Source organism: Hydrocarboniphaga sp., from assembly GCF_028291725.1.
GTDB lineage: Bacteria > Pseudomonadota > Gammaproteobacteria > Nevskiales > Nevskiaceae > Hydrocarboniphaga.
This window is the reverse complement of the sequence record NZ_JAQGNT010000100.1, coordinates 85671-110587: the sequence shown is the minus strand read 5'-3', so window position 1 is coordinate 110587 and position 24917 is coordinate 85671. Positions and strand designations below refer to the sequence as shown.

Here is a 24917-nt window from a genome sequence, read left to right as displayed (position 1 = left end):
TCATGAAACCGATCCTGATCGCCATCGCCGCCGCAACGCTGATTCTGCTGGGCCTGCAGAGCGCAGCGGATCTGTCGCGGCCAACCGGTGGATCGGTAACCGTCGCGCAGGGCAGCTCGTCACATTCCTCTGCCGCGGATACCAGCACGCATTAGCGCCATTCGAGGCGGCGCTATTGGCGCTATTCGAAACCCGGATTCACCGGCTCGGCCGGTAGCGTGATGGCGGCGCCAGTCGCCGGCTGAGTCGCGGTCACCACGTCGAGCGCGAACGAGTCGGCCCAGACTTTGCCGGTGCCGCTCAAAAAGAAGCCGAACGCGATCGCCTGCGCTTCGGCCGGCACGTCGAGCACGATTTCGCAGCGCGTCCAGTCAGCGCTGCCGACTAGCGGCCGCTCGTCCATGTTGTCGAAGGCCAGCGGTTTGCCGCCCGGAGCACCGTCGACCCGCATCCACATCTGCGCACGCCGCGCGTCCTGCGTCTTCAGCATCGCCGACAGCTGCACCCGCTTGCCGCGATAGTGGTCGGCCGAGATCGTCTGCATCATTGTGCCGAAGCCGCCGGCCGTCGCCGCCTTGGCCTTGATGTAGGCGCTGCTCGTGCCCTGCACGGCCTGCGTGGTGTCGGTGCCGAAGTCATAGTCGGCCGGCGCGGACCCGGCGGTGATCCAGCCCGGCGCTGGCGGCGGCATCGGCGCAGCTAGTGCCAAGGGAATGCTGCAGGCGAGCAGCAGCAGCGACGATGCCCACAGTGATGCCCACAGCCTTGTGGCGTGCTTCATGAACCGTATCCCGTTTGGATTCCGGCGTGAGGATGCAGCGCGCCGTCTGAATCGGAAGTGAGCGATGCGTCGGCGTGCTGACCGCTGCCTGTAGGAGCGGGTCATACCCGCGACTGGGACTTCACCGGCACAGTCGCGGGTATGACCCGCTCCTACAGCGGCGATTCACCGGGGTCCCTCGGACAGCTGATCAGCTCCTGGACGAGAACATCGTCCGTAACTTGATCACCGCCGACACCATCGGCACCACGAACGAGGGGATCGGTTTCTCCCGGCCGATCAGATCCGCCAGCTGTTTCTTGTACTTGTCCGTCAACGGCGGAAACATGTCGCGCGGGTCCATCAGCGGCGGACCTTCTTCGACGATCGCGCGCGCGTTCGAGCATTCGTTGAATGTCGCAAACCCGACCATGCGGCCGATGCCGCTGGAATTCACGCCGCCGAACGGCAGATGCGGATTGGTGCCCGACTGCACGACGTTGTGGTTGACCACCGAGCTGCCGGACGTGGTGTGCTTGATGAAGTAGTCCGTCGCCTCGCGGTCCTTGGAGAACACATACAGCGCCAGCGGCTTGTCGCGGCCCGCGATATACGAAATCACCTCCTCGCGCGTCTTGTATGGCACCACTGCAATCACTGGCCCGAAGATTTCTTCCTTCATCAATCGCATGTCTTCGGTCACGCCGGTGACGACGCTTGGCGAGATGTAGCGATCCTGCGCCCGATACTCGCCGCCGCATTCGAACCTGGCGCCCTTGGCCCTGGCGTCGTCGATCAGCCCCTTGATGCGCTCGAAATGCCGCGCATTGATGATGCGCGGAAACTCCGGGTTGTTCTCGAAGCCCTTGCCTCTCGGGTTGTACATTGCGCCGATTTCACGCACCAGCGCGTCGGTGAAGCGCCTGGCCACTGACTCATGCACCATCACGTAATCCGGCGCGATACAGGCCTGGCCGGCGTTGCACATGCGGCCCCAGCTGGTCTTCAGCGCGGCATCTTCGACATCCGCGCTCTTGTCGATGATGCTCGGATTCTTGCCGCCCATTTCCAGGGTGACCGACGCAAAGTGATCGGCCGCGGCCTTCATCACGATGCGGCCGACGTGGTTGTTGCCGATGTAGAAGATGTGGTTGAACGGGCAGGCGAGCAGTGCCTGCGCGGCTTCGGCGCCGCCTTCGATCAGGCTCAGCTCGCCGTCGGGGAAGGCCTCGGCGACGATCTTCGCGCACAGCGCCGATGAATACGGCGACAGCTCGCTGGGCTTGATGATGATGCTGTTGCCGCCGGCGATCGCCCCCAACACCGGCAGAAAGCCGATCACGTACGGCGCGTTCCAACTCGGCAGCACCAGCACCGTGCCCTTGGGCTCGTAGCGCACGTAGCACTTCTTGCCCAGGGTCATCAGCGACGGCGGCGCCGGCTTGGGCGTCATCCAGGCCCGCAGGTGCTTGGCGATGAATTCCGCTTCGAACTTCAGCATCACCAGCTCGCCATCCATGTCCGGCGGCGACAGGCCGCGCTCGAGCTTGCCGGTCTCGTAAATCTGCTCGCGGTACTTCATCAGCGTCTTCATCAGGCGCTGAATCTTGGCGATGCGCTGTTCGGCAGTGGTGTCGAGCAAGGCCGGCGCCAGCGCTTTTACCTTATCGAATGTCGCGCGGATAGCCGCAGTCGGCATCGGCATGTCGGTAGCAATATTCATCTGAACCCCTTACTCAATGACCCGCGCGGCCCGCCGCTTCCGGCGTGAACAGCGAGGCCGACATCGGCGTATTGATGCGCCACCAGTCGCCGCCGCGCTCGTTGACCAGATAGCCGGCCTCGTAGCCGCCGGCCGTCAGATCGATGTAGAACGAGGCGCCGCGATGGAAGCTCGATGATTCCTGCGAGTAGTGATAGGTGACCATCGAGATCCGCCACAGCTGATCGCGGCCGTCGTAGTTGTCGGACCAGACCACCTGCCAGTTGTCCTCGTCGACGTAGACCTGGCGCTTCTTGTAGATGTGGCGCACGCCTTCCTTCAGCGTCGCCTCCAGCACCCAGACCCGGTGCATTTCGTAGCGGATGTGGTCGGGGTTGGGCACGCTGGGCTTGATGATGTCCGAATACTTCAGCGCCGGATCGTTGATCTTGAAGTCGTGGTAGGGGACATACATTTCCTTCTTGCCGACCAGCTTCCAGGTGTAGCGCTCGGGCGAGCCGTTGAAGCCGTAGTCGTCGTCGATGGTGCGCGCGCCGGCCGGCGGCACCGGATAGTCGAAGCCGATTTCCGGCGCCTGGCGCACGCGGCGCGTGCCGGGCAGGTATTGCCAAGCCTGGGTGTGATCCTTGGCGAAATTGTTCGGCTGGAAACCGACGGCGACATAACCCTTGTCGCGCTCCGGCAGTGAATACCCGGTATAGAAGTAAGAGTTGATGCGATCGGTCAGCGGCAGGCGCTTGGCCGGATCGTTCATCAGGTTGTAGGTCATGAACTTGTTGCGGCCCCAGGCGACGCTGCCGTTGGCGTAGACGTTGGCGATGTCGCACACCGCCTTCTCGGTGGTCGGACGGAACGAGGTCGAGGTGTTCCAGATCACTTCCAGGCCGCTCTGCGGAATCGGGAACGCCGCCGCGCCGCCGGTGCCGGTGACGCCGCGGCCGTCGTCGACCAGCTCTGCCGTGGTTGCGTTCTTCTTCGAGGTATCGCAGACCCAGGACGGGAAGCCGAAGTCGCGGTGGCTCGGGTACACGTTCATCTTGTAGTTCGGGTACTTCTTCAGCATCACCTTCTGGCCTTCGGTCAGATTCGCGGCGTACTGCGCCATATTGGCGGCAGTGATCGTGAACTTGGGCTTCTCGTCGGCGTAGGGGCCCGGCTCGTAGCCATACGGGCCTTTCATGCCCGGCCACTTGCCGACGTACTTGCCGGTGTATTCGGCGACGCCGCCGGCGCTGCCGGCTTTTTCAGCGCCACCGCAGGTCAGCCTGCCGCCGTCGAGTTCGGCCGCCTTGTCGGGGGCAACCTTGGCGAGCGAGGTGGTGATCGGCAGCAACATTGCGCCGAGCACCGCCAGGCACCAACTCAACCGGATTCGACGCTTCATAGACTTCTCCTAATCGCGATGGCCTGGCTAACGAGCGCGCTCCGGGACCGGACCGTCGTCGTGCCTTGCAAGGGCCTGTGTCATTCAAGGGGGTGTATTGCTGGAAGCATCCTCCATCGGCCCCGACGAGCTCACATCATCCGAAATAAGTACCTGCCGGTTCAGCGGCCGATCAGATGCCGGTGTAGACCTCGAACGCCGACTTCGGCGATCCGCATTCCGGGCAGATCCAGTTCTCCGGCAGATCCTCGAAGCGCTGCCCCGGACCGATGCCGTGCTCGGGCATCCCGATGGCCTCGTCGTAGATGAAGCCGCAGATCACGCAGATCCATCGCTGATGCGTCGGCATCGATCGCCGCCTTTCACAGATGGGTCTTGATCATCAGCTTGTTGATGCGCCGCGCGTTGTGATGCTGGTAGTCGTAGTCGACCTCGCCGTCACCATTGAGCAGCTCCGCGTTCGGGAAACGCCGGGCGAACTCCTGGATCATCAGGCCGCCCTGCACCCGCACCAGGTAGGTGCCGATGCAGAAATGCGCGCCGGCGCCGAACACGATGTTGCCGTCCATCTTGCGCGTGATATCGAGCTGGCGCGGGTTCGGCCACTTCTGCGGGTCGACCCAGGCCGCCGTCAGATTCAGCAGGATCGACTGGCCTTTTTTGATCGGCTGACCCCAGAACTCGGCGTCCTGCGCGGCGAAGCGGAACTGCGGCGTCTTGCCGAACGCGCCGTAGCGCAGCAGCTCGATGATCGCGTTCTCCATCAGCTCCGGCTGCTGCTTCAGCAGCGCGAACTGCTGCGGATTTTTCAGCAGGCCCTGCAGCGCGTAGGTGTGAAGATCGGTCGCGGTATCCGAGCCGGCGACGATCACCGCCTGGATCACCGACACGATACTGTAGTCGTCCAGGCGATCGCCGTTATCGGACGCGGAGATCAGGCTGCCGACGAAGTCGTCGCCCGGATGCGGCGCGGCCCGGCGCTGCCGGATCAGATCGAGAAAATACTGGAACCCCGGCAGCGTGTCCTGGATCGCCTGCTCGCGGCGTTTCAGCGGCAGGTTGATGCGCGTGGCAGTGACCACGTTGACAGCAAAGTCGTGGAAGAAATTCTCCATGTCGGTGGGCACGCCGACCATGCGCGCGATCGACCGCACCGGCAGCTTCTCGGCGATCATCTCGAACGCATCGAAAGTCGCTGGACTGCCGATCTCGTCGAAGCAGGTCACGATCAGATCGCGGATCTTGGCGTCGATCTTCATCATCACCGGCTTGGAGAACGCCGGCATCGTCAGCTTGCGCAGCCGCAGGTGCTCGCGCACTTCCACGGCGAACAGCCCCGCGTCGATCGCCTTTTCGAAATGGTTCTTGTCGGCCTCTGGCTTGGGCGCCGGCGCATGCTCCCAGTTCTTGTAGTTGGTCGAGAAGCGCGTGTCCTTCAGCATCTCCGAGCAGGCGTCGTGGCTGCTGCAGACCCACATCTGCAGGTCCTTGTGCCAGCACACCGGGTAATCGCGCACCAGGCGGTCCCAGGCATCCCAGGGCGAGCGGATGAAGTCCTTGGAATACGGATTGAACAGACGGCCGTCGATTTCGAGACGGCTCGACGGCCGCGCGCCGACGGGATCGGCTGGAGCGGCAACGGCGGAGCGGGCGACAGGGTTCATCTGGGTCTCCTGGTGATCGGGACGGGCGTTTGCAATCGGGCCCGGCCACGGGTTTCGCACTGATTTCCGGCTAGAACGGCGCCGCTCCCACGCGATTCACGGCACCGCGCCGGCGCAAGGCAGGATCTCGCCGCGCGCCGCGGCCACGCCGCTGAGCAGATGCCGCAACAGCGTCTTCCAGTCACCGGCGTTCAGATCGACATTCGCGGCCAGCGCCGCGCGGATCCGCGGCAGCGCGCCGGCGGGACGCTCCGCGAGCGCGCGTGCAAAGGCCTCACCCTCCTCGCCGCCGGAGGCTCGCGACTGCTGCGCGGTGGCCGCGACCGCCGCGCCGACCGCCAGCATGCCGATCGCGCGGAACAGCTGCAGACCCTCGCCGGGCGCGAAGCCGTGCTGGCTCATCGCCTCCAGAAAGGGCTCCAGATAATCAACCTCGATATCCGGGCCGAGCCGGCCGCGCATCAGCTCCTGGATCACCAGCGGCTCGCGCGCCAGCGACTCGAACAGGCTCTCGGCGTAGCGCCCGGCCAGCTCGGACCAGTGCAGCCCGACACCGGTTGGCAGGCGGCGTTCGAGCGCGACCTTGACCGTCGCCAGCCGCAGCAGCTCGTCGCGATTGCGCACGTGGCGATACAGCGTCGACGAGCCGACGCCGAGCCTGTCCGCGACCATCGGCAGGCTGACCCGGTCGAGCCCGATCGCCAGCGCGGCATCGACGATCAGCTGCAGGTTCACCCGCGGCGGACGGCCGACGCGGTTCGGCAGCACGGCGCTGAGGGCGATCGGGTCGGCGGAGTCCGGGTTCATGCGGCCAGTTTCGAGAACCGGCCACCGAATTTCATCCTCCGGTCGGACTACGTGGCTGCGTACGGCGGCTTACGACCCGCCCTGCAAAAGGACGACGTTGATGCGGCGCCATTGCGGCACTGTCCGCTCACGACAAACTGCAGAGAGACGCCATGGCCCGCTGGATCGACCGCTTCCTGATGCTGCTGTTCGCGCTCGCCGGCTTCACGTCCTTCGTCTACACGCCGATGTTCCTGCTCGGCTGCGGCTGGGCCGGGCTGATGCAGGGCGCCGCCGGACCCTGCGCCGACAGCTGGGTCGGCCGCGCCTGGCTCGGCTACACGAAAGTGGAACCGCTGTACGCGAACATCCCGATCTGGCTGCAGATGATCAACGAGTTCGATACCTACTTCTTCGGCTGGTTCTACCTGCTCTCACTGATCGTGTTTCTGCGGGGCAGGCAGCGGCATCGAGGCTATCGCGCGCTGGCGACTTTCATGAGCGGCATGATGGCCTACGCGATGACGTTCTACATGGTCTGGGAAGTGCGCACCTACCGCGACACCGGCGCCGATCTGCAGTCGGTGATCGTGTTCAACGGCATGTGGGTGGTGCTGTTCGTGACGCTGATGCTGCGGCTCTACGTGGTGCGCGAGCCGACGCCCGCCGACGCCTGATCGTTTCGATCCGGCGCGCACTGCCGCGCTGCACCGGAAAGCCGCTCGAAACACGCCGAAACAATCTTGACAGGCAGTTGCTGTCGGATCAGTATCTGCCCGGACAATATCTGCCTAGGCAGCAATAACTGATGGCCAAGCACTACAGCACCGCGAATTTCAGGTCGGCAAGCAGCATCGGCTATCTGGTGAAAGTCGCCCATTCGCTGATGCTCGACCGCGCCACCGAAGCCTTCCTGGGGCACGACCTGTCGTTCGCGCAGTGGATCGTTCTGATCCGGCTGAAAGAGGGCAAGGAGGTCACCGCCAGCGACCTGTGCCGCGCGTTGCGCCACGATACCGGCGCGTTGACGCGGCTGCTGGATCAGCTCGAGGAGCGCGGCTACGTCGCGCGCGAACGCAGCAAGGAAGACCGCCGCGTGGTGTATCTGCAACTGACCACGGCGGGCCTGCAGAAAACCACAGAACTGACGCCGATCATCGTCGACCGCCTCAACGACGCGCTCACCGATTTCAGCAAGGCCGAATTCAACGAGCTGTCGCGTCTGCTCAACAAACTGATCGCTACCATCCGGGCGGATGCCGGCGGCGGAGAATCCTGATGCGCCCATTCCCGTATCACGCGCTGCCCAGGACGCTGGCCACTGTAGTACCGCGGCACAGAGGTTTCGCAACAAATCCGCTCGGTCTGGTGGCGCGATACGGCGTTGCTCGTCGTCGCCATAGCTACGGCTATGACTCCTCCTCGCGCCTTGTCTCGCGCCCCCATCCCTTCGCGCCTTTGCTGCGAAACCTCTGTGCCGCGGTACTGGCACCGGCCGCCTTGCTGCTCGCCGCCGGCTGCGTCACCGTGCCCAAGACCGCGCCCGCGGTTGCTGCCGTGAGCCCGCAGCAGCTCGGCCTGTCGCAACAGCGGATGATGAGCGTCGACAAGCAGTGGTGGAAAGGCTTCGGCGACTCGCAGCTGGACTCGCTGATCGAGGAGGCGTTCGCGCACAGCCCGAGCCTGGACGAGGCGATTGCACGCGTGCGCCGTGCCCAGGCGCAGGCCCTGGCAGCCGGCGCCGGCAGCCAGCCGCAGCTGACGCTGGACGGCAACGAGATCCGTCAGCGCCTGTCCGAAAACTACACCGCGCCGCCGAAGGATTTGCATATCGGCGCCGGCGGTGGCGGCGTGTACTGGATCGGCGAGCTGGGGCTGAACCTGGGCTGGGATCTGGATTTCTGGGGTCGCCAGGCCAGCCTGCTGCAGGCCGCCAGCAGCCAGGCCTACGCCGCCGAACTCGACCGCGCCAGCGCTCGCCTGGCACTGGCCGGTTCGATCGCGCAGGCCTATGTCGACCTGTATCGCGCCTACGCGCTCGCCGACGTCGCGGCCGACGCGCAGACGCAGCGCGAGTCGCTGTTGCGGCTCGCCCAAAGCCGCTTGCATGCCGGCCTCGACACCGCGGTGGAAGTGAAGAACGCCGAGGCGCTGGTGCCGCAGGCGCGGCTGGCGCGGCTGATGGCCGAGAACCAGCGCGATGTCGCCGTGCATCGCCTCGCCGCGCTGGCTGGTCACGGCGCCGACTGGTACGACAGGATCCAGCGCCCGCAGCTGAAACTCGACACCGCGCTGCCGCTGCCCGATGCGCTGCCGATGGATCTGCTGGCACATCGCCCCGACGTGATCGCGGCCAAGGCGCGCATCGATGCGGCAACCGCCGATCGCGCGGCAGCCAAGGCCGCGTTCTATCCGGACATCAGCCTGCGTGCCTTCGCCGGCTTCCAGGCCGTGGGTCTCGACAAGCTGCTGGATTCCAACAGCGCCGCCTACGGCGTCGGCCCGGCGATCCATCTGCCGATCTTCGACGCGCATCGGCTCGAGGCCGGCTACCTCGGCGCGACGGCCGAGATCGACGGCACGGTTTCGCAGTACAACGACACCGTGCTCGGCGCGGTGCGCGACGTCTCCGACGCGCTCAGCCGCGGCGATTCGCTGATGCGCCAGCGCGTCGAATCCGAGCAGAGCCTGGTCGCGGCCCAGGCCGCCTACGATCTGGCCAAGAGCCGCTACAAATCAGGCCTAACGTCGCAGCTGACGGTGCTGAACGCCGAAACGCAGCTGCTCGGCCTGCGCGCTGCCACCGTTGGGATTGATGCAAACCTGGTGATCGCGCGCGTGACCCTGCTGCTGACCCTGGGCGGCAGCTTCGAGCCGCCGGCCGACACGGCGGCCGCCGACAACTCCATTCCTTCCTCACCTTCTTCGGCCGTCGCCGGTTCCGGAGCTTCCTCATGAATCAGACTTCTCAAACCGCTGCCGGCGCGCCCGCAGCTCCTGCTCCCGGCAACCCGCGCCGCGGACGGCTGATCGGCGTCGCGCTGATCGTGATCGTCGCGCTCGCCGGCTACGCCGCGTACTGGTACCTGCATGCGCGCTTCTTCGAACACACCGACGACGCCTACGTGTCCAGCGACCTGGTGCAGATCACCTCTGAAGTCGCCGGCACCGTGATCGCGCTGCATGTCGATGACACCCAGCATGTCGAACGCGGCCAGCCGCTGCTCGAACTCGATCCGGCCGACGCGGAAGTGGCGATGGCGACGGCCCAGGCCGAGCTGGCGCGCAGCGTGCGCCAGGTGCGCGGCGTGTTCTCGCAGGCCGAGGGCCTGAAAGCGCAGATCCGCGAACGCCAGGTCGCGCTGGCTGCGGCACAGGCCGATCTGCGACGCCGCCAGATATCGGCCAACGACGGCAGCGTCTCGGCCGAAGAACTGCAGCACGCCAAGGACCAGGTCGCGCAGCTGTCCGCGGCGCTCAACGTCAGCAATGAAAGCCTGACCACAACGCAGGCGCAGATCAGCGGCACGCAGATCGAAACCAACCCGCAGGTGCTGGCGGCTGCAAGCAAGGTGCGCGAAGTCGCGCTGGCGCTGAAGCGCACGAGGATCAATGCACCGGTGGCCGGCGTGGTCGCGCGCCGCGGCGTGCAGATCGGCGCGCGTATCGCTGCCGGCACGCCGCTGCTCGCGGTGGTGCCGCTGGATCAGGCCTGGGTCGACGCCAACTTCAAGGAGGTGCAGCTGCCGCGCATGCGCATCGGCCAGCCGGTGGAACTGCAGGCCGATCTGTACGGCGGCGACGTGGTCTATCACGGCAAGATCGCCGGCCTGGGTGCCGGCAGCGGCAGCGCCTTCGCGCTGCTGCCGGCGCAGAACGCCAGCGGCAACTGGATCAAGATCGTGCAGCGCGTGCCGGTACGCATCGCGCTCGATCCGAACGAACTCGCCCAGCATCCGCTGCGCGTCGGCCTGTCGATGAAAGCCGAAGTCGATCTGCACGACACCTCCGGCTCGCTGGTCGCATCACAGGTGCGCGCCCAGTCGCAGCGGACCGCGATCTCCGAAGACCATGACAACGTGATCGACGCCAGGATCGCGCAGATCATCGCCGACAACGCCGGCCTGCCGGGCGGCGCCGGCGGCGGTCACGCCGCGCCATGAGCGGCTCCGCCGGCACCGCGGCGGCGCCAGCGACGACGCCACCGCCGGTCAAGGGCTCGCACGCACTGGTCGCGACCGCGCTCGCGGTCGGCACCTTCATGCAGGTGCTCGACACCACGATCGCCAACGTGTCGATCCCGACGATCTCCGGCAACCTCGGCGTCAGCAGCGACCAGGGCACCTGGGTGATCACCTCGTTCGCGGTCGCCAACGGCATCTCGGTACCGCTGACCGGCTGGCTGATGCAGCGCTTCGGCGTGGTGCGCGTGTTCGTGCTGTCGGTGCTCGCGTTCACCATCGCCTCGTTTCTGTGCGGCGTCGCCTGGAGCCTGTCGTCGCTGATCATGTTCCGCGTGCTGCAGGGCGCGGTATCGGGGCCGATGATCCCCGGATCGCAGGCGCTGCTGATGTCGATCTTCCCACCGCAGAAAAAAGGCACGGCACTGGCGATCTGGTCGATGACGACCCTGGTCGCGCCGATCTGCGGCCCGATCCTCGGCGGCCACATTTCCGACAACTATTCCTGGCCGTGGATATTTTTGATCAACGTGCCGGTGGGCCTGTTCTGCGCCGCGATCTGCTGGAGCGGTCTGAAGGGCCGCGAAACCCCGACGCGCAGGATCCCGATCGACAGCGTGGGCTTAAGCCTGCTCGTGGTCTGGGTTGGCGCGCTGCAGATCATGCTCGACACCGGCAAGGACCAGGACTGGTTCTCGTCGACCGCGATCGTCGTCGAGGCGATCGTCGCCGGCGTCGGCTTCGTCGCCTTCATGATCTGGGAACTCGGCGAGAAGAACCCGATCATCGACCTGTCGCTGTTCAAGAACCGCAACTTCGCGTTCGGCGTGCTCGCGTTCTGCGTCGGCTACGCGCTGTTCTTCGGCTCGGTGGTACTGCAGCCGCTGTGGATGCAGACCTGGCTCGGCTACACCGCCACCTGGGCCGGCCTGGTGGCGGCGCCGAGCGGCCTGGTCGCGGTGCTGCTGTCGCCGCTGGTGGGCAAGAACATCGGCCGCTTCGATCCGCGCATCTTCGGCATGAGCGCGTTCATCATCTTCGGCATCTCGTACTTCATGCGCGCGGGCTATACCGCCGACGCGGGATACCTGAGCTACACGATGCCGCTGCTGGTGCAGGGCATCGGCATGTCGATGTTCTTCGTCGCGATGCTGACGATCCTGCTCGACGGCGTTCCCGACGCGAAGATTCCGGCGGCATCCGGGCTGTCGAACTTCCTGCGCATCACCGCCGGCGCGTTCGCGACTTCGATAGTGACCACGTTCTGGGACCGCCACGCGGCGCTGCACCAGACGCGGCTCGCCGAGGCCACCAGCGTCTACGATCCGCGGCTGCAGCAGGCGCTCGGTGCGATGAACGATCTCGGGCTCAGCGACCAGCAGGCGGTCGGCGCGCTCACGCGCACGATGAGCAGCCAGGCCTATCTGATGTCGGCGCTGGATTTCTTCTGGATCTGCGGCTGGATCAGCTTCGCGGTTGCAGGGCTGGTGTGGTTCACGCGCAGACCGCGCGGCGCCGCACATGCGGTGGCGGCGGATTGAGACATAACGGCGGGTCTCGACCCGCCCGAAGATCAGTCCCGTAGGGCGGGTCGTGACCCGCCGTTTTTTGTAGTTGGTTTAAACGGCAACGAGCCGTCGTGCGCGTCGACTAGACTCGCCGTACTCATGCGCGCCCTATCCCCCTGATATCGCAGTTGCTTGCCCTGCTGCTGACCGCCTGTGGTGGCGGTGGTGGCGATAAGAACGGCGACGCCGACAGCGGGAGCTATACCACTGGCGCCGGCAAGGTTTACGCGCCCGGCGGCGAGGCGGTGCAACCGGGCGGCATCAACATGTTCGGCTTCGACTCCGCGATCCTGATCCCGCACAGTACCTGGACAAGATGAGCTGGAAGGCGCAGATCCAGCAAGTCAGAGATCTGGGCTTCAACGCGGTGCGGCTGCCGTTCGTGCCCGAGACGCCGTACTCGCCGCTGACCATAGGCGGCACGCTGGATACCTATGTCGACCCGGTATTGAACGGCGACGTCATCGGCAAGACACCGCTGGAATTCCTCGACCTGTGGATGGCCGAGGCGGATCGCCGGGGCCTGTACGTTGTGCTCGATTTCCACTCGCTGAGCAAGGGCACGCTCGACCCGGTCTGGCATGTCGAGGATGCGGCGATCTACGCCGACGGCGGCACCGCACCGACCTACAACTTCCAGTCCTACACCGCCGACAACTGGATTCGTGACCCGGTGTTCGTGGCGGCGCGTTATGCCGGCAACGCACACCTGGTCGGCGTCGACCTGTACAACGAGCCGCACGATGTCGTGCGCTGGGGGCCGGGCGAAGAGGCCGTATACAAGGTCGGGAACGACTGGAAGCTCGCCGCTGAAAACGCGGCCGCCGCGTTACTCGCGGCGAACCCGAAGCTGCTGATCTTCGTGCACGGCATCTACGTCAACAACGACGGCATCGAGGACAGCTCGCCGCCGATCAACTACGGCGAAAACCTGCAGCCCGAGTCTTACCGTCCGCTGGCGATTCCCGACGACAAGCTGGTGCTGTTCCCGCATACCTACGGACCCGATGCACTCGAAGGCGCGTCCAAGAGTTTGTTCGACGATGCGAATTTTCCGAACAATTTCGCCAGCGGCTGGGAGACGCTGTTCGGCCGCTACCAGCCGGTCGCGCCGATCGTGCTCGGCCCCACCGTGATCGTCGGCGAGTTCGGCAGCCATTACGGCAGCGGCGTATCGGGCGACAAGGACCGGCAGTGGCAGGACACGCTCGTCGACCACCTCATCGGCAAGGACATGCGCAGCGCGTTCTACTTGGTGCTATACGCCAAACAGCGCCGGCACCGGCGGCATCCTCGACGACAACCTGAACGTGCGCGACGACAAGATCGCGATGCTGCATGGTTTGTCGGGATCTGAGTTTTGAGCCAACGGCAGTCTTTGGCGCACCGTGATTCCTCGCTGATGCCGGCGGTATCCACGGCGGCCACCGCGACGTTGGCGCCGCAATGCCGGCGATCGCGCGGCTGATGAACAGCATCGTCAGCGTGGTGCTCGAGACCGTCACCAGGTAGTCGATCGCGGCGCCGGCCAGTGACACCAGCAGCACCGGGCGCCGGTCGTAGCAATCGCTGAGCGCGCCAAGCACCAGCGAGAACACGAATTACATCAGCGCATACAGCACGATCAGTGCACCGTAGGGCGCGCTGATCGCGGCGCTGCCGGTGATTTCGCGCAGCAGCTTGTGCAGTACCGGCATGATCAGGCCGTAGACGCCGGCACACGGTGCGATCATTCGCGAACCCACATGAGCATCCGCCCCGGAACCGATCCCCGCCACGCGATTGCTGGCGAAGCCACATCCGCTAATCGCGCTGCGGTTGTTTTCCGGATCTACGGCCGGTCAGCTTGCAGGTAGCGAGGCAGGTGTGTTCAAGCGTAGACCGCGCGGTGGTGGCGTATCGGGCCTCGCAGTCAACTTCGGCACGGGATCGCTCGTAGCCGCTGCGGTCCAGACCATATCAGCTGCGATATTCTCCCTTTATGACAGGCAGACAGGCGGCGCCATGAAGGGAACTTGGATCATTTGCGGATTTGCGGCGGCTCTGAGCCTGGTGATGGTGTCGACTGAAGCCTTCGCTGTTGCCGGCAAGCCTTCTGCAACCCCCGAACCGGGCAGTATCGACGCGACGCAGCAAGCCCTGGATTCAGCCGTGGCTCGATTCAGCAACAACGACATAGCGGGCTCCGGACCTGCGCTGGATGCAGTGATCGCTTCCCCCGCTTTCGATGGGCTTCCCAGCAGGTCGCGTTATCGGGCTTTGCTGCTCGGAGGACTGTCGGCTCTCAACAACGGGGACAAGGCGCATGCCCACGAACTGCTTGTTAGGGCGACTGACATGCCCCAGTCCGGCGGCTCCGACTGGCACGAACGACTCAATGTGGCGTTCATGCTGGACGACGAAGCTGACAGTCTGCGTAGCCTGACCGTGATCGCGCAGCGCTGGCCGCAGTCACTGGACCAGATCAATTACCAGGCGGTTATGCAGATCGCGCAATCTGACTATGCAGACTCTCATGACGAGCTTCATTTCGAGTTGCTCAAGGCCTTGTTCGATGCAGGGTGGACAGTCGAAGGCGCCCTCGAGCCGAGCTGGCAATGGCGCGACCTCGTGGTCGGCTGGATCAAGCGAAAATCCCCGGACCGGGCGCTGGCTGTCGCCCGGCGTATCGACGACATTGATGTCCTGATCGAATTGCGCGCCGATCTGCGCTTTGCGGCGCTCCGCAAGGCGGCGCCGGAACGGTTCGATATCAACCAAGCTCAGGCCGAAAGCGTAAAGTTGTACACGATCGAGGCCGAACGGCGGCCCCACGAAATGTCGTGGAAAGTCGACCTGGTCAACGTGCTGCTGCGAGGGGGGCAGTATCAAGATGTCCTCGACATCTCCGACGCCATCATCGGCGAAGTGAAGGCAGCAGCCTCGTCGGCTTCGTCGACATCGCCCTACACTGACACCGACGACAAACTGATCTGGGTCATGAACAGCCGAGCCCGTGCGCTTCAGGCCCTGGGCCGCTGGGACGAGGCTGTTCTCCAGCTGGAACGCGCTGCGCGCCGCCCAGAGAACGGCAGGCCCAACATCAATCAGGCCATCAACCTCGCACAACTGCTGTGCAAGCTCGGGCGTCCGGAACCCGCGCTCGGAGTGATTTCAGAGATCGAAAACGTTTCCAAATACGGGTTGATGCAAATGTATTGGATCCGGCTGGCTTCAGCGATGCAGACCGGAGACGTCTCTGCCCAGGAGACGGCGCTTGCCTATATGAGCGAACACCGGGCTGAATCCCTTTATCTTTACCAGTCTGCCCTAGTAATAGCCGGCCACAATGACGACGCGGCGCAACTGCTGATCCAGCGCCTTGGCGATCCCGACGAGCGTTCCGAGGCGCTTCGCCAAATACAGACCTATCGAAAAGAGCCGCAACCCGAACTGGCGACGAAATGGCTTGAGCAGAGCCGCCAACTGCTGAATCGCAATGACGTGTTGGCGGCTGTCAAGGCTGTCGGCACCATCGAGTCATTCGAGGTGGCAGCAGCGCCTGGATGAAAAGCGCTACGGTTTAACGCTGGCCAGCGGTGATGAGATCATCGACAACGGCTCTTTTTATTCCTCTCACATCCTTCAATCAACCATGCCGACCGCGACCACGCTGCGACGACTCGTGCCCAACGCCGACACCTGGCTGTTGTGGACGCTGGGCATCGCCGCGCTCGCTTTGCTGTTGCTGCACCCGCAGCAGCCGTTGTCGATCACCAGGCTGATCGACTGGCAGACCATCGGCGCGCTCGCCGGTCTGCTGATCGTGACCAAGGGCATCGAGAGCAGCGGCGCGCTGCAGACGCTCGCGCGGCGTGTGCTCGAGCGCGTCACCAGCATGCGCAGGCTGGCGCTGATGCTGACCGCGCTGTCCGCCGCGCTGGCGGCGATCGTCACCAACGACGTCTGCCTGTTTCTGCTGGTGCCGCTGACCCGCGCGCTCGCGCAGCAGGCCGAGCTGCCGCTGGCGCGGATCGTTGCGCTCGAAGCCCTCGCGGTGAACGCCGGCTCGGCGCTGACGCCGATCGGCAACCCGCAGAACCTGTTCCTGTGGCAAGTGTCCGGAATCGGCTTCGCCGACTTCGTCCTGATGATGCTGCCGAGCGTCGCGATCATGCTCGGCCTGTTGCTGCTGACCGCCTGGCGCGCGCTGCCGGCCGGCCCGGTGTCGCTGCGATCCACCGGGGCGCAGCAACGGCCGGCGATGCGCCTGCTGTGGACATCGGCCGGTCTGTTCCTGCCTTTCGTGCTGGCGCTGAATTTTCACCTGCTGTGGCCAGCGCTGATCGTGGTCACGCTGGTGTTTCTGATCGCGCATCGACAGCTGCTGCTGCAGGTCGACTGGACGCTGCTGCTGATCATCGCGCTGATGTTCATCGACATGCGCCTGCTCGCCGCGCTGCCCGCGGTCCATGCATGGCTGGGCTCGCTGCCGATCGGCAGCGGCCTCAATGCCTATCTGGCCGCGCTGCTGACGTCGCAAGTGCTCAGCAATGTGCCGGCCGCGATCCTGCTCGCCCCGTTCGTGCACGACCTGCCGGCGCTGGCGGCCGGCGTCAGCGTCGGCGGCTTCGGGCTGTTCATCGGATCGCTCGCCAACCTGATCGCGCTGCGCCTGTCCGGCGCGCCCGGCGGCCTGCGCGTGCTGCACCTGTACTCGATCCCGTTTCTGCTGGTCTGCGGCGCGGCGGTCGCCGTGCTTCAGCTTTGATGGTGACCGGCGCGGGTCTCGACCTCAGTCGTAGGTCATCCGAGCTGTAAGGGCAGTGAGCTAAAGTAAGTGCCCGAACCCAGAACAACCGCCAGCCGAAGCGGGAGCACGCTCTCATCCATGCAGATCGATCGCACTCGCAGCCGTCGCCGATGGCGGCTGGCCGCGGCCGGCGCGGCCCTGGTGGGCGCCTACGCGCTGGCCGGCTTCTTCGGCCTACCCTGGCTGATCAGGACCATTGCCGGCGACGAGGTCGACAAGCTGGGCCGCAAGCTGGAAATCGGCGCGATCCGGTTCAATCCCTTCAGCTTCGAACTCGGCATCGACGCGCTGAAACTGAGCGAGGCCGACGGCAAGCCGTTGCTGGCCTTCGATGCGCTTTACGCGAACCTCGACATCCTGCATTCGATCATCGAGCGCGGCGCGGTGCTGACGACGCTGCGCTGGACCGCGCCCGACATCGCGTTGCTGATCGACGCCGATGGCTCGATCAACTGGAACAAACTGATCCCGCCTTCGCCGGACCCAGCCAAGCCCGAATCGGCGGGCGTGCCGCATGTGCGCATCGGCGAGCTGATCATCGAGAAAGGCCGCGTCGGGCTCGAGGATCGCAGCCGGCCGCAGGCCTTCAGCACGACGCTGGCGCCGATCGAATTCACGCTCCGGGATTTCCGCACCGAACCGAGCTACGAGAATCTGTACGAGTTCAGCGCAGCGGCGACGAGCGGCGAAACGCTAAGCTGGTCCGGCACTTTCAGCGTGCAGCCGATCGCATCCAAGGGCCACTTCTCACTGAGCAAGCTGCGGTCGTCGACGCTGGTCGCCTACCTGCAGAACCAGCTGCCGGTGCACCTGGTTTCGGGCAGCGGTGAATTGAGCGGTGACTACCAGCTGACGCTGGCTCCGTCACTGGCGCTGGACCTGCAGATTCCGCTGATCAGCCTGCACCAGCTCGCACTGGCCGAAACGGCGCAGGCGGCACCGACCGTTTCGATTGCGGAACTCGCGTTGCAGGGGCTGAGCGTTTCGCTGGCAAAGCGCGAGGCGAATCTGCAGCGGATCGCGATCACGCAGTTCCGCGCCGACGTGCAGCGCAACGCCGATGGCAGCGTGAATCTGTCGCGCCTGTATACGCCGCCGACTGCGGGCACGAAACCTGCGGACGATGCGAGCGCGGCACCATGGCGCGCCACCATCCAAAGAGTCGACCTGATCGACAACGACATCCGCATCACCGATCACGGCGTACAACCCGCGATTCAGATCGCGCTGAATCCGCTGACGGCAAGCATCACCGGCCTGAGTTCCGAGCTCGCCGCTCCGCTGCATGTCGATGCATCCGTCAACATCAATCGCAAGGGCACGCTGCGCCTGCAAGGCGATGTCGGCCTGCAGCCGGTATCCACCAAGTTGAGCGTGGATGCGGCGGGCATCGATCTGTCGGTGCTGCAGCCTTATCTGGCGACACGCACCAGCCTGCGGCTCAAGACCGGCCTGCTGGCGGTCAAAGGCGAGCTCGCCTACTTGCAGAAAGAAGCGCCGTCCGAACCGCAACTCGATTTCAGCGGTGCAGCGGGACTATCGCAGCTGAATGTGGAAGACCGCGCGCTGAAGCAGGACCTGCTCAGCTGGCGCGATCTGCGGCTGGCCGGCATCGACTATCACAGCCAGCCGGCCAGGCTCAGCGTGGAACGGGTCGATCTGGTGGAGCCCTCGGCGCGCGTGACGATTTCGCCGAGCCGCGAGATCAATGTCACCAGCGCGCTGGTGCCGCCGGGCGCGGCGCCAGCAAGCGCGAGCGCGCCGCAAGCGGCGGCCAGCGAAAACAAGTCCGCGCCGGCGCTGCCCTGGCAGATCAAACAGATCCACGTCAGCAAAGGGCAGATGCGCTTCACCGATCTGTCGATCGATCCGAATTTTTCCGCCGGGATCTTTGCTCTCGGCGGCGACATCACGCAGCTGTCCAGCGATGCGGCGGTGCACGCGAAGATCGAGCTGGCGGGCAAGGTCGACGAGTTTGCGCCGGTGCTGATCAGCGGCGAGCTGGTGCCGTCGCGCTTTGATCACTACAGCGACATCTCGCTGAGTTTCCGCAACATGGATCTGGTGCGCTTCAACCCGTATTCCGGCCGTTTTGCCGGCTACAACATCGTCAAGGGCAAGCTGACCACCGACCTGCATTACCAGATCCGAGATCGCGAACTGGTGGCCGAGCACCACGTCGTGCTCGACCAACTCGAGTTCGGCGACGCCACCGGCTCCAAGGACGCGGTGCCGCTGCCGATCAAACTGGCCGTGGCCTTGTTGAAGGACCGTCACGGCGTCATCGACCTGGCCTTGCCGGTGCGCGGCAGTCTCGACGACCCGGCCTTTCACGTCGGCGCGATGGTCGGCAAAGTGCTGACCAACTTGCTGGCGAAAGCCGTCACCGCGCCGTTCTCGGCGCTGGCCGCGCTGTTCGGCGGCGGCGACGAACTCGCCTACGTGAACTTTGCGCCGGGCAGCGCCGCACTGAGCGAGGCCGAGAGCGCCAAGCTCGACCACCTGGCCCAGGCGCTGATCGAGCGGCCCGCACTCAAGCTCGACATTCCGATGGCCGAAGCCGCAGAGCAGGACGCCGCGGCGCTGGCGCGCCAGGAGCTGGACCGCCGGGTCCCGGCCGCGGCCAGTGCCGGCGCGAGCCCGCAGAACACGCCGAGCCAGCGGCTGCGGGCGCTGGAACAGCTACATCGCGAGCTGCTGGTCGCAGCGCCGGGGTACGACGCAATGCCGGCCGCCGGCGATGCCGATGCCCGGCTCGCGGCCAGAACGGGCCTCGTCGAAACCGCCCTGCTGCAAAAGCTCGCTCCCGACGCCGCCGCGATCGACCGCCTGGCGGCAGATCGCGCCCGCAGCGTGCAGGCCGCCGTGCTCGCCCACACCGACATCCCGCCCGAGCGGATTTTCCTGACAGGCCGGCACGCCGCCAGCCTCGGCGGTGACGGCGCGGTGCGCATGGAGCTGAGCCTGCAATAGCGGTGCGGCAGGCTGATTCCGTCCAGGCTGTCATTAATAAAAACTAATAACTCAAAATAATAAAGTCATTGTAACTATTGCTCGGCAGGCTCTAGGATGCGGTCTCCCAAACCTCTGAAGCGATCCCCGCCATGTCTCTGATCAATACCTCCGTCAAGCCGTTCAAGGTCAACGCCTTCCACAACGGCGCCTTTATCGAAGTCACCGAAGCCTCGCTCAAGGGCAAATGGTCGGTGGTCGTGTTCATGCCCGCCGCCTTCACTTTCAACTGCCCGACCGAAGTCGAAGATGCCGCCGACAATTACGCCGAATTCCAGAAGGCCGGCGCCGAGATTTACATCGTCACCACCGACACCCAGTTCTCGCACAAGGTCTGGCACGAGACCTCGCCGGCCGTCAGCAAGGCCAAGTTCCCGCTGGTTGGCGACCCGACGCACCAGCTGACCCGCGGCTTCGACGTGCATATCGAAGAAGAAGGCCTGGCGCTGCGCGGCACCTTCGTTATCAACCCGGACGGCGTGATCAAGACCGCCGAAATCCACGACAACGCGATCGCCCGCGACATGAAGGAGACGCTGCGCAAGCTCAAGGCCGCGCAGTTCGTCGCCAACAACCCGGGCCAGGTCTGCCCCGCCAAGTGGAAGGAAGGCGAGAAGACCCTGAAGCCCTCGCTGGATCTGGTCGGCAAGATCTAAGCAGCACGCGCCACCCAAGCCCGTCATTCCCGCGCAAGCGGGAATCCAGATTCACCGTGGCCGCCGCCGTTGGGGCCGGAACTGGATGCCCGCCTGCGCGGGCATGACGGGCTAGTTTTGCCCGCAGTTCGTTGATGCATGCCCAATTCGCCCAATTCGATATACAACTTTTTGATTCACCCGATTCCTGGAGCCTCGCCATGTTGGACGCCGATCTCAAAGACCAGCTCAAAACCTATCTCGAACGCGTCACGCGGCCGATCGAGATTGTCGCCTCCGTGGACGACAGCGCCGCCTCCATCGAAATGCGGGCGCTGCTCGCCGACTTGGTATCGGTCAGCGACAAGATCACCGTTACCGAGCGCCGCGACGACGACCAGCGCAAGCCCTCGTTCGCACTCGGCTCGCCGGGCCAGGCCATCAGCCTGCGTTTCGCCGGCATCCCGCTGGGCCACGAGTTCACCTCGCTGGTGCTGGCGCTGCTGCAGGTCGGCGGCTATCCGTCAAAGCTCGCCACCGACGTGATCGAGCAGATCCGGAACCTGGACGGCGATTTCAGCTTCGAAACCTATTTCTCGCTGTCCTGCCAGAACTGCCCGGACGTGGTCCAGGCACTGAACCTGATGGCGGTGCTGAACCCGCGCATCCGCCACACCGCGATCGACGGCGCGCTGTTCCAGGCCGAGGTCGACCAACGCCAGGTGATGTCGGTGCCGATGATTTTTTTGAACGGCGAGAACTTCGGTGCCGGTCGCATGGGCGCCGAAGAAATCCTCGCCAGGATCGACACCGGCTCCGCCGAGCGTGAAGCCGGCAAGCTCGTCAGTAAAGCAGCCTACGACGTGCTGATCGTCGGCGGCGGCCCGGCCGGCGCGGCGGCCGCGATCTATGCGGCGCGCAAGGGCATCCGCACCGGCATCGCCGCCGAGCGTTTCGGCGGCCAGGTACTCGACACCATGGGCATCGAAAACTTCATCTCGGTCACCGAGACCGAAGGCCCGAAAATGGTCGCCGCGCTGGAGCAGCACGTGCGCCACTACGACGTCGACATCATGAATCTGCAGCGCGCCGAGAAGCTCACGCCGGCCGGCGCCGACGGCCTGGTCGAAGTGCAGCTCGCCAATGGCGCAACGCTGAAATCCAAGACCGTGATCCTGTCCACCGGCGCGCGCTGGCGGCAGATGAACGTGCCCGGCGAGAACGAGTACCGCAACAAGGGCGTGGCCTACTGCCCGCACTGCGATGGCCCGCTGTTCAAGGGCAAGCGCGTGGCGGTGATCGGCGGCGGCAACTCCGGCGTCGAGGCCGCGATCGATCTCGCCGGCATCGTCAGCCATGTCACGCTGATCGAGTTCGACAGCCAGCTGCGCGCCGACGCGGTGCTGCAGCGCAAGCTCTACAGCCTGCCGAATGTGCGCGTGATCGTGTCGGCGCAGAGCACCGAAGTCAGCGGCGACGGCCAGCGCGTCAACGGCCTGAACTACAAGGACCGCGGCACCGGCGAGCTGCACCACGTCGAGCTCGAAGGCATCTTCGTGCAGATCGGCCTGCTGCCGAACAGCGACTGGCTCCGCGGCACGCTTGAGCTGACGCCGCGCGGCGAAATCATCGTCGACGAACGCGGCCAGACCTCGCTGCCCGGCGTGTTCGCCGCCGGCGACGTCACCACGGTGCCGTACAAGCAGATCATCATCGCAATGGGCGAAGGATCGAAGGCGGCACTGTCGGCCTTCGATCACCTGATCCGGCACTCGGCGCCGGAGACGGCGAAGCAGGCGGCGTGATCGCGGCCGCCGCGACTTACCGGATCGCGGGCAGGATATAGGCCGGCGTGTAGCGCTCCTGCGCGTCGTACATGAGCTTGTCGCTGTAGTTGCCGGCGTAGATGGCGACCACCAGATCCAGCGCGTAGGGGCCGAACTGCAGCGGCCGCGCGATCAGCCGGTCGATGCCGTCCTCCAGCCGCTCACCCGTTACTTTCGCCAGCACGCCGCCGGCGAGGTTCGGCGCAGTCGAGCAATAGACGGTCTGCTCGCCCGGCGCAGACGCCATCGGCAGATCGAGCGCGTAGCGGTACCAGTCGGGCTGCGCCTGCTGGTCCTGCATCACGTCCTCGTTGCCCGGCGCCTGCGGATCGCGATCGTCGCAGGCGAAGCCGGACGACATCGTCAGCAGATGCTCCAGCGTCATCGCGTGCTTGCGCGGATCGAGCCCGGGCGCTTGCGCTGCGTCCATCGTCCGATAGACCGGTGTTGCCGGGCTGATCGCCGCGCCCTTTTCGATGTTCGCGCCGATCAGCACCGCGGTCAGGCTCTTGGCGGCCGAGCGGCGCCGCTCCACAAGCCGGCCGACGTGGCGGCGAGTTCGACCGGCGTCTTGTAGGCCAGGCCGCCGATGACCGTTTTCGGCTGCGTCCAGAAGCCGCGAACGCGCCGGCCACCCTCGACCAGCGCGCCGCAGAACGCGCCCTCCTCGCAAGCCAGCGCGAAGCTGACAGTGTCGCCGTCGAAGCGGGCCTCGGCTTCACGACCGGCGAGAAACGCCCGGCCGCCCGCGCCGCTGCGCACCAGGGTCAGCGTCCCGCTCACATCCGGGCCGAAGCGCTTTTTTGCCTGCCATGGCCCGATCAGCGCGCTCGCCGGGTCGGCATCGGCAGCGAGCGCGGGCAGGCTTGCGAGAAGGCCCGAAAACAGCAGAACCGACAGCAATCGACGAATGGACATCAAGAACCCCGTGGCGGCAGACCGGTGCAAAACTGCCTTGGCCGCGTCTACCGGTCTTGTATCGAGGAAACCTGTTGCCGCGCGCGCCATCGGCCGGGCGTGCTGCCACGCCCGGCCTAAAAGCGCGACACTACCGAACTGCAAGCGGCGCAGGAACAACAGCGGTCCGATCGGCTTACCAGAACATCAAATCGAGGACAACATGGCAAAGAAGGATTCCAACAAAGTCAGCGAACTGAAAGAGCGTAGAAAGGCTCCGTTGATCACGCCGACAGACCTTGGTGCTGACGCATCCAGGGACATCACCGGCGGTATGAACGCGATCCTGGCCGACGTATTCGCGCTTTATCTGAAAACCAAAAACTTCCACTGGCACATGAGCGGCCCGCACTTCCGCGACTACCATCTGCTGCTCGACGAGCAGGCGGACCAGATTTATGCGATGACCGATCCGATCGCGGAACGGATACGCAAAGTGGGCGGTTCGACTTTGCGATCGATCGGACACATTGCCCGCCTGCAGCGGATCAAGGACAACGACGCCGACTACGTCGAGCCGCTCGACATGCTGGCCGAACTGCGCGAGGACAACCAGACGCTGGCAGCACGCCTGCGCGAAGTGCATAACGTCGTCGACGAGCATCGCGACATCGCCACGGCCAGCCTGATCGAGAACTGGATCGACGAGACCGAACGCCGCACCTGGTTCCTATTCGAATCCAGCCGCCGCGGGAGCTGATGCCTGACGGGGTCCGGGCGATGAGCCTCGAACCCTCACCGCAGCCCCTTTCTGGCTCAAGCCTGAGCCTTTGTGGCTATCGGCCCAGCCTCCGGCGCTGTCGCGTGCCCCGGCGAGGGTCATGCATGAACCGTCGAGGGTCATCAATGAATCTCTACGGCTCAAGCATGACCTTCCATGGCTCAACGATGCCCCTCGCTGGCTCATCGTTGAGGGGGTCGAGCTTATCCGCTGAGCCAAAATGGCTCAGCGGATAGCCTCAGAACCTCATCGCTGATGCCGTTGATATACAGCACCAGTCCGGCCGGCGGGTGCGGTCGCCGCGCAGGGTTTCGGGCATCGGGCTATGGGTTCACGGCCGGGGTGTCAGGCTCCGAACGAGTTTGCGGCATACTCAATGCACTGTGCCAACGGTTCTTCGCATCGGCGCCTACCGCTTCTTTTTCTACGCGAACGAGAACGGCGAGCCGCACCATATTCACGTTCAACGCGAACAAAGGCTGGGCAAAGTTCTGGCTCAAACCGGTATCGCTCGCGGGCAACGTCGGGTTTTCTGCGCAGGAGGATCAACAGACGTTCGTGGAGGCTTGGGATGAGTTCTTTGGTGCTTGAGGTCGCGCCGCGCGCCATGGAGGTGGTGTGCTCGGACGACGAGTTGCGCGTATCGCTTACCGACGGCCGCTGGCTGTCGGTGCCGCTCGCCTGGTTTCCGCGCCTGGCTCATGCCTCTGCGGCACAACGCGCTCAATATGAATTATTGGGTGAGGGTCAGGGTATCCACTGGCCCGCTGTTGACGAGGATATTTCGGTGTTGGGCTTGCTGGCGGGACAAGCGTCCATCGAATTCAGGACGGCACACGCCTGAAGCGCCTGGGCGTCGCCCGGCTGGCCATCGCCACCAGCCGGTTCTGGGTATTGCGTTCGCTGCG

The 24917-nt window shown here is 65.0% G+C and carries 24 protein-coding genes and 2 pseudogenes; 16 read left to right on the top strand and 10 right to left on the bottom strand.

Annotated elements, in window-relative coordinates; genetic code table 11:
- Window positions 1-2 precede the first annotated feature (2 nt).
- Window positions 3-155, top strand: a complete 153-nt coding sequence (locus JWQ90_RS26490) for a hypothetical protein (RefSeq protein WP_299698081.1) — start codon at window positions 3-5, stop codon at window positions 153-155.
- A gap of 26 nt (window positions 156-181) precedes the next feature.
- On the opposite strand, the gene JWQ90_RS26485 is transcribed toward JWQ90_RS26490, so the two are convergent.
- The 6 genes from JWQ90_RS26485 to JWQ90_RS26460 form a co-directional block, all read right to left on the bottom strand.
- A complete protein-coding gene (locus tag JWQ90_RS26485; RefSeq protein ID WP_299698080.1) occupies window positions 182-781 on the bottom strand; it encodes a hypothetical protein in 600 nt (199 codons plus the stop codon).
- A 190-nt stretch (window positions 782-971) separates the two neighbouring features.
- A complete protein-coding gene (locus JWQ90_RS26480) occupies window positions 972-2483 on the bottom strand; it encodes an aldehyde dehydrogenase family protein (protein ID WP_299698079.1) in 1512 nt (503 codons plus the stop codon).
- A 13-nt stretch (window positions 2484-2496) separates the two neighbouring features.
- Complete coding sequence (locus JWQ90_RS26475; RefSeq protein WP_299698078.1) at window positions 2497-3867, bottom strand: DUF1329 domain-containing protein; 1371 nt, start codon at window positions 3865-3867, stop codon at window positions 2497-2499.
- Between the two features lie 172 nt (window positions 3868-4039).
- Entirely contained in the window at window positions 4040-4216 is a 177-nt protein-coding gene (locus JWQ90_RS26470) for a rubredoxin (RefSeq protein ID WP_299698077.1), read from the bottom strand.
- Between the two features lie 13 nt (window positions 4217-4229).
- Window positions 4230-5531 (bottom strand): cytochrome P450, encoded by a 1302-nt coding sequence (locus tag JWQ90_RS26465; RefSeq protein WP_299698076.1) that lies wholly within the window; start codon window positions 5529-5531, stop codon window positions 4230-4232.
- Between the two features lie 96 nt (window positions 5532-5627).
- Window positions 5628-6338 carry a helix-turn-helix domain-containing protein gene (locus JWQ90_RS26460; protein ID WP_299698075.1) on the bottom strand — a complete coding sequence of 237 codons (711 nt, stop codon included), beginning with the start codon at window positions 6336-6338 and terminating at the stop codon, window positions 5628-5630.
- Window positions 6339-6490: 152 nt separating this feature from the next.
- Between JWQ90_RS26460 and JWQ90_RS26455 the strand changes: the two genes are divergently transcribed.
- The 7 genes from JWQ90_RS26455 to JWQ90_RS26425 all read left to right on the top strand — a co-directional run bounded on the left by JWQ90_RS26455 (window position 6491) and on the right by JWQ90_RS26425 (window position 13423).
- Window positions 6491-6994, top strand: coding sequence for a hypothetical protein (locus JWQ90_RS26455; RefSeq protein WP_299698074.1), 504 nt, complete (start codon window positions 6491-6493; stop codon window positions 6992-6994).
- 131 nt (window positions 6995-7125) lie between these two features.
- Window positions 7126-7596 carry a MarR family transcriptional regulator gene (locus JWQ90_RS26450; RefSeq protein ID WP_299698073.1) on the top strand — a complete coding sequence of 157 codons (471 nt, stop codon included), beginning with the start codon at window positions 7126-7128 and terminating at the stop codon, window positions 7594-7596.
- A gap of 179 nt (window positions 7597-7775) precedes the next feature.
- Entirely contained in the window at window positions 7776-9275 is a 1500-nt protein-coding gene (locus JWQ90_RS26445; RefSeq protein WP_299698072.1) for an efflux transporter outer membrane subunit, read from the top strand.
- Entirely contained in the window at window positions 9272-10480 is a 1209-nt protein-coding gene (locus tag JWQ90_RS26440) for an HlyD family efflux transporter periplasmic adaptor subunit (protein ID WP_299698071.1), read from the top strand. The genes JWQ90_RS26445 and JWQ90_RS26440 overlap by 4 nt, the downstream gene beginning before the upstream one ends.
- Window positions 10477-12039: a DHA2 family efflux MFS transporter permease subunit gene (locus JWQ90_RS26435; RefSeq protein ID WP_299698070.1), complete on the top strand. Its 1563-nt coding sequence runs from the start codon at window positions 10477-10479 to the stop codon at window positions 12037-12039. Before JWQ90_RS26440 ends, JWQ90_RS26435 begins: the two co-directional genes overlap by 4 nt.
- 155 nt (window positions 12040-12194) lie before the next feature.
- Window positions 12195-12386 (top strand): hypothetical protein, encoded by a 192-nt coding sequence (locus tag JWQ90_RS26430; protein ID WP_299698069.1) that lies wholly within the window; start codon window positions 12195-12197, stop codon window positions 12384-12386.
- Entirely contained in the window at window positions 12383-13423 is a 1041-nt protein-coding gene (locus tag JWQ90_RS26425) for a cellulase family glycosylhydrolase (protein ID WP_299698068.1), read from the top strand. Before JWQ90_RS26430 ends, JWQ90_RS26425 begins: the two co-directional genes overlap by 4 nt.
- 94 nt (window positions 13424-13517) lie before the next feature.
- On the opposite strand, the pseudogene JWQ90_RS29325 reads toward JWQ90_RS26425, so the two are convergent.
- Both JWQ90_RS29325 and JWQ90_RS26420 read right to left on the bottom strand, forming a co-directional pair.
- Window positions 13518-13652, bottom strand: a pseudogene (locus tag JWQ90_RS29325) (tetracycline resistance MFS efflux pump); the annotation flags it as partial.
- Window positions 13653-13667: 15 nt separating this feature from the next.
- Window positions 13668-13799 (bottom strand): hypothetical protein, encoded by a 132-nt coding sequence (locus JWQ90_RS26420; protein ID WP_299698067.1) that lies wholly within the window; start codon window positions 13797-13799, stop codon window positions 13668-13670.
- Window positions 13800-14070: 271 nt separating this feature from the next.
- Here JWQ90_RS26420 and JWQ90_RS26415 point away from each other — a divergent pair, with 271 nt between their 5' ends.
- From JWQ90_RS26415 to ahpF, 5 genes are all read left to right on the top strand, one after another.
- Window positions 14071-15615: a hypothetical protein gene (locus tag JWQ90_RS26415; protein ID WP_299698066.1), complete on the top strand. Its 1545-nt coding sequence runs from the start codon at window positions 14071-14073 to the stop codon at window positions 15613-15615.
- 85 nt (window positions 15616-15700) lie between these two features.
- A complete protein-coding gene (locus JWQ90_RS26410; protein WP_299698065.1) occupies window positions 15701-16816 on the top strand; it encodes an SLC13 family permease in 1116 nt (371 codons plus the stop codon).
- A gap of 120 nt (window positions 16817-16936) precedes the next feature.
- Window positions 16937-19831 carry a DUF748 domain-containing protein gene (locus JWQ90_RS26405; RefSeq protein ID WP_299698064.1) on the top strand — a complete coding sequence of 965 codons (2895 nt, stop codon included), beginning with the start codon at window positions 16937-16939 and terminating at the stop codon, window positions 19829-19831.
- 131 nt (window positions 19832-19962) lie between these two features.
- Entirely contained in the window at window positions 19963-20526 is a 564-nt protein-coding gene (gene ahpC, locus JWQ90_RS26400; protein ID WP_299698063.1) for an alkyl hydroperoxide reductase subunit C, read from the top strand.
- Window positions 20527-20726: 200 nt separating this feature from the next.
- On the top strand, window positions 20727-22310 hold the full coding sequence (gene ahpF, locus JWQ90_RS26395) for an alkyl hydroperoxide reductase subunit F (RefSeq protein ID WP_299698062.1): 1584 nt from the start codon (window positions 20727-20729) through the stop codon (window positions 22308-22310).
- Window positions 22311-22326: 16 nt separating this feature from the next.
- Here ahpF and JWQ90_RS26390 read toward each other — a convergent pair whose 3' ends face one another.
- Both JWQ90_RS26390 and JWQ90_RS26385 read right to left on the bottom strand, forming a co-directional pair.
- The gene (locus JWQ90_RS26390) at window positions 22327-22944 is read right to left on the bottom strand and encodes a serine hydrolase domain-containing protein (protein WP_299698100.1); all 618 of its coding nucleotides are present in this window, start codon (window positions 22942-22944) and stop codon (window positions 22327-22329) included.
- A complete protein-coding gene (locus JWQ90_RS26385) occupies window positions 22833-23249 on the bottom strand; it encodes a hypothetical protein (protein WP_299698061.1) in 417 nt (138 codons plus the stop codon). Before JWQ90_RS26385 ends, JWQ90_RS26390 begins: the two co-directional genes overlap by 112 nt.
- Before the next feature lie 202 nt (window positions 23250-23451).
- Here JWQ90_RS26385 and JWQ90_RS26380 point away from each other — a divergent pair, with 202 nt between their 5' ends.
- The 3 genes and pseudogenes from JWQ90_RS26380 to JWQ90_RS26370 all read left to right on the top strand — a co-directional run bounded on the left by JWQ90_RS26380 (window position 23452) and on the right by JWQ90_RS26370 (window position 24853).
- Window positions 23452-23988, top strand: a complete 537-nt coding sequence (locus tag JWQ90_RS26380; protein ID WP_366919606.1) for a DNA starvation/stationary phase protection protein — start codon at window positions 23452-23454, stop codon at window positions 23986-23988.
- A gap of 404 nt (window positions 23989-24392) precedes the next feature.
- A pseudogene (locus tag JWQ90_RS29320) lies at window positions 24393-24600 on the top strand (DUF4160 domain-containing protein).
- The gene (locus JWQ90_RS26370; RefSeq protein WP_299698058.1) at window positions 24581-24853 is read left to right on the top strand and encodes a DUF2442 domain-containing protein; all 273 of its coding nucleotides are present in this window, start codon (window positions 24581-24583) and stop codon (window positions 24851-24853) included. The pseudogene JWQ90_RS29320 and the gene JWQ90_RS26370 overlap by 20 nt, the downstream one beginning before the upstream one ends.
- The last annotated feature ends 64 nt before the right edge of the window (window positions 24854-24917 follow it).

What these genes read in the sequence shown, in the direction of transcription:
- JWQ90_RS26465 (WP_299698076.1), bottom strand. Translation starts at nt 5,531, where the DNA reads ATGAACCCTGTCGCCCGCTCCGCCGTTGCCGCTCCAGCCGATCCCGTC.
- JWQ90_RS26425 (WP_299698068.1), top strand. Translation starts at nt 12,383, where the DNA reads ATGAGCTGGAAGGCGCAGATCCAGCAAGTCAGAGATCTGGGCTTCAAC.
- JWQ90_RS26440 (WP_299698071.1), top strand. Translation starts at nt 9,272, where the DNA reads ATGAATCAGACTTCTCAAACCGCTGCCGGCGCGCCCGCAGCTCCTGCT.
- JWQ90_RS26380 (WP_366919606.1), top strand. Translation starts at nt 23,452, where the DNA reads ATGGCAAAGAAGGATTCCAACAAAGTCAGCGAACTGAAAGAGCGTAGA.
- JWQ90_RS26420 (WP_299698067.1), bottom strand. Translation starts at nt 13,799, where the DNA reads ATGATCGCACCGTGTGCCGGCGTCTACGGCCTGATCATGCCGGTACTG.
- ahpC (WP_299698063.1), top strand. Translation starts at nt 19,963, where the DNA reads ATGTCTCTGATCAATACCTCCGTCAAGCCGTTCAAGGTCAACGCCTTC.
- JWQ90_RS26435 (WP_299698070.1), top strand. Translation starts at nt 10,477, where the DNA reads ATGAGCGGCTCCGCCGGCACCGCGGCGGCGCCAGCGACGACGCCACCG.
- JWQ90_RS26405 (WP_299698064.1), top strand. Translation starts at nt 16,937, where the DNA reads ATGCAGATCGATCGCACTCGCAGCCGTCGCCGATGGCGGCTGGCCGCG.
- JWQ90_RS26370 (WP_299698058.1), top strand. Translation starts at nt 24,581, where the DNA reads ATGAGTTCTTTGGTGCTTGAGGTCGCGCCGCGCGCCATGGAGGTGGTG.
- JWQ90_RS26485 (WP_299698080.1), bottom strand. Translation starts at nt 781, where the DNA reads ATGAAGCACGCCACAAGGCTGTGGGCATCACTGTGGGCATCGTCGCTG.
- JWQ90_RS26415 (WP_299698066.1), top strand. Translation starts at nt 14,071, where the DNA reads ATGAAGGGAACTTGGATCATTTGCGGATTTGCGGCGGCTCTGAGCCTG.
- ahpF (WP_299698062.1), top strand. Translation starts at nt 20,727, where the DNA reads ATGTTGGACGCCGATCTCAAAGACCAGCTCAAAACCTATCTCGAACGC.
- JWQ90_RS26490 (WP_299698081.1), top strand. Translation starts at nt 3, where the DNA reads ATGAAACCGATCCTGATCGCCATCGCCGCCGCAACGCTGATTCTGCTG.
- JWQ90_RS26450 (WP_299698073.1), top strand. Translation starts at nt 7,126, where the DNA reads ATGGCCAAGCACTACAGCACCGCGAATTTCAGGTCGGCAAGCAGCATC.
- JWQ90_RS26385 (WP_299698061.1), bottom strand. Translation starts at nt 23,249, where the DNA reads ATGTCCATTCGTCGATTGCTGTCGGTTCTGCTGTTTTCGGGCCTTCTC.
- JWQ90_RS26455 (WP_299698074.1), top strand. Translation starts at nt 6,491, where the DNA reads ATGGCCCGCTGGATCGACCGCTTCCTGATGCTGCTGTTCGCGCTCGCC.
- JWQ90_RS26410 (WP_299698065.1), top strand. Translation starts at nt 15,701, where the DNA reads ATGCCGACCGCGACCACGCTGCGACGACTCGTGCCCAACGCCGACACC.
- JWQ90_RS26460 (WP_299698075.1), bottom strand. Translation starts at nt 6,338, where the DNA reads ATGAACCCGGACTCCGCCGACCCGATCGCCCTCAGCGCCGTGCTGCCG.
- JWQ90_RS26475 (WP_299698078.1), bottom strand. Translation starts at nt 3,867, where the DNA reads ATGAAGCGTCGAATCCGGTTGAGTTGGTGCCTGGCGGTGCTCGGCGCA.
- JWQ90_RS26480 (WP_299698079.1), bottom strand. Translation starts at nt 2,483, where the DNA reads ATGAATATTGCTACCGACATGCCGATGCCGACTGCGGCTATCCGCGCG.
- JWQ90_RS26470 (WP_299698077.1), bottom strand. Translation starts at nt 4,216, where the DNA reads ATGCCGACGCATCAGCGATGGATCTGCGTGATCTGCGGCTTCATCTAC.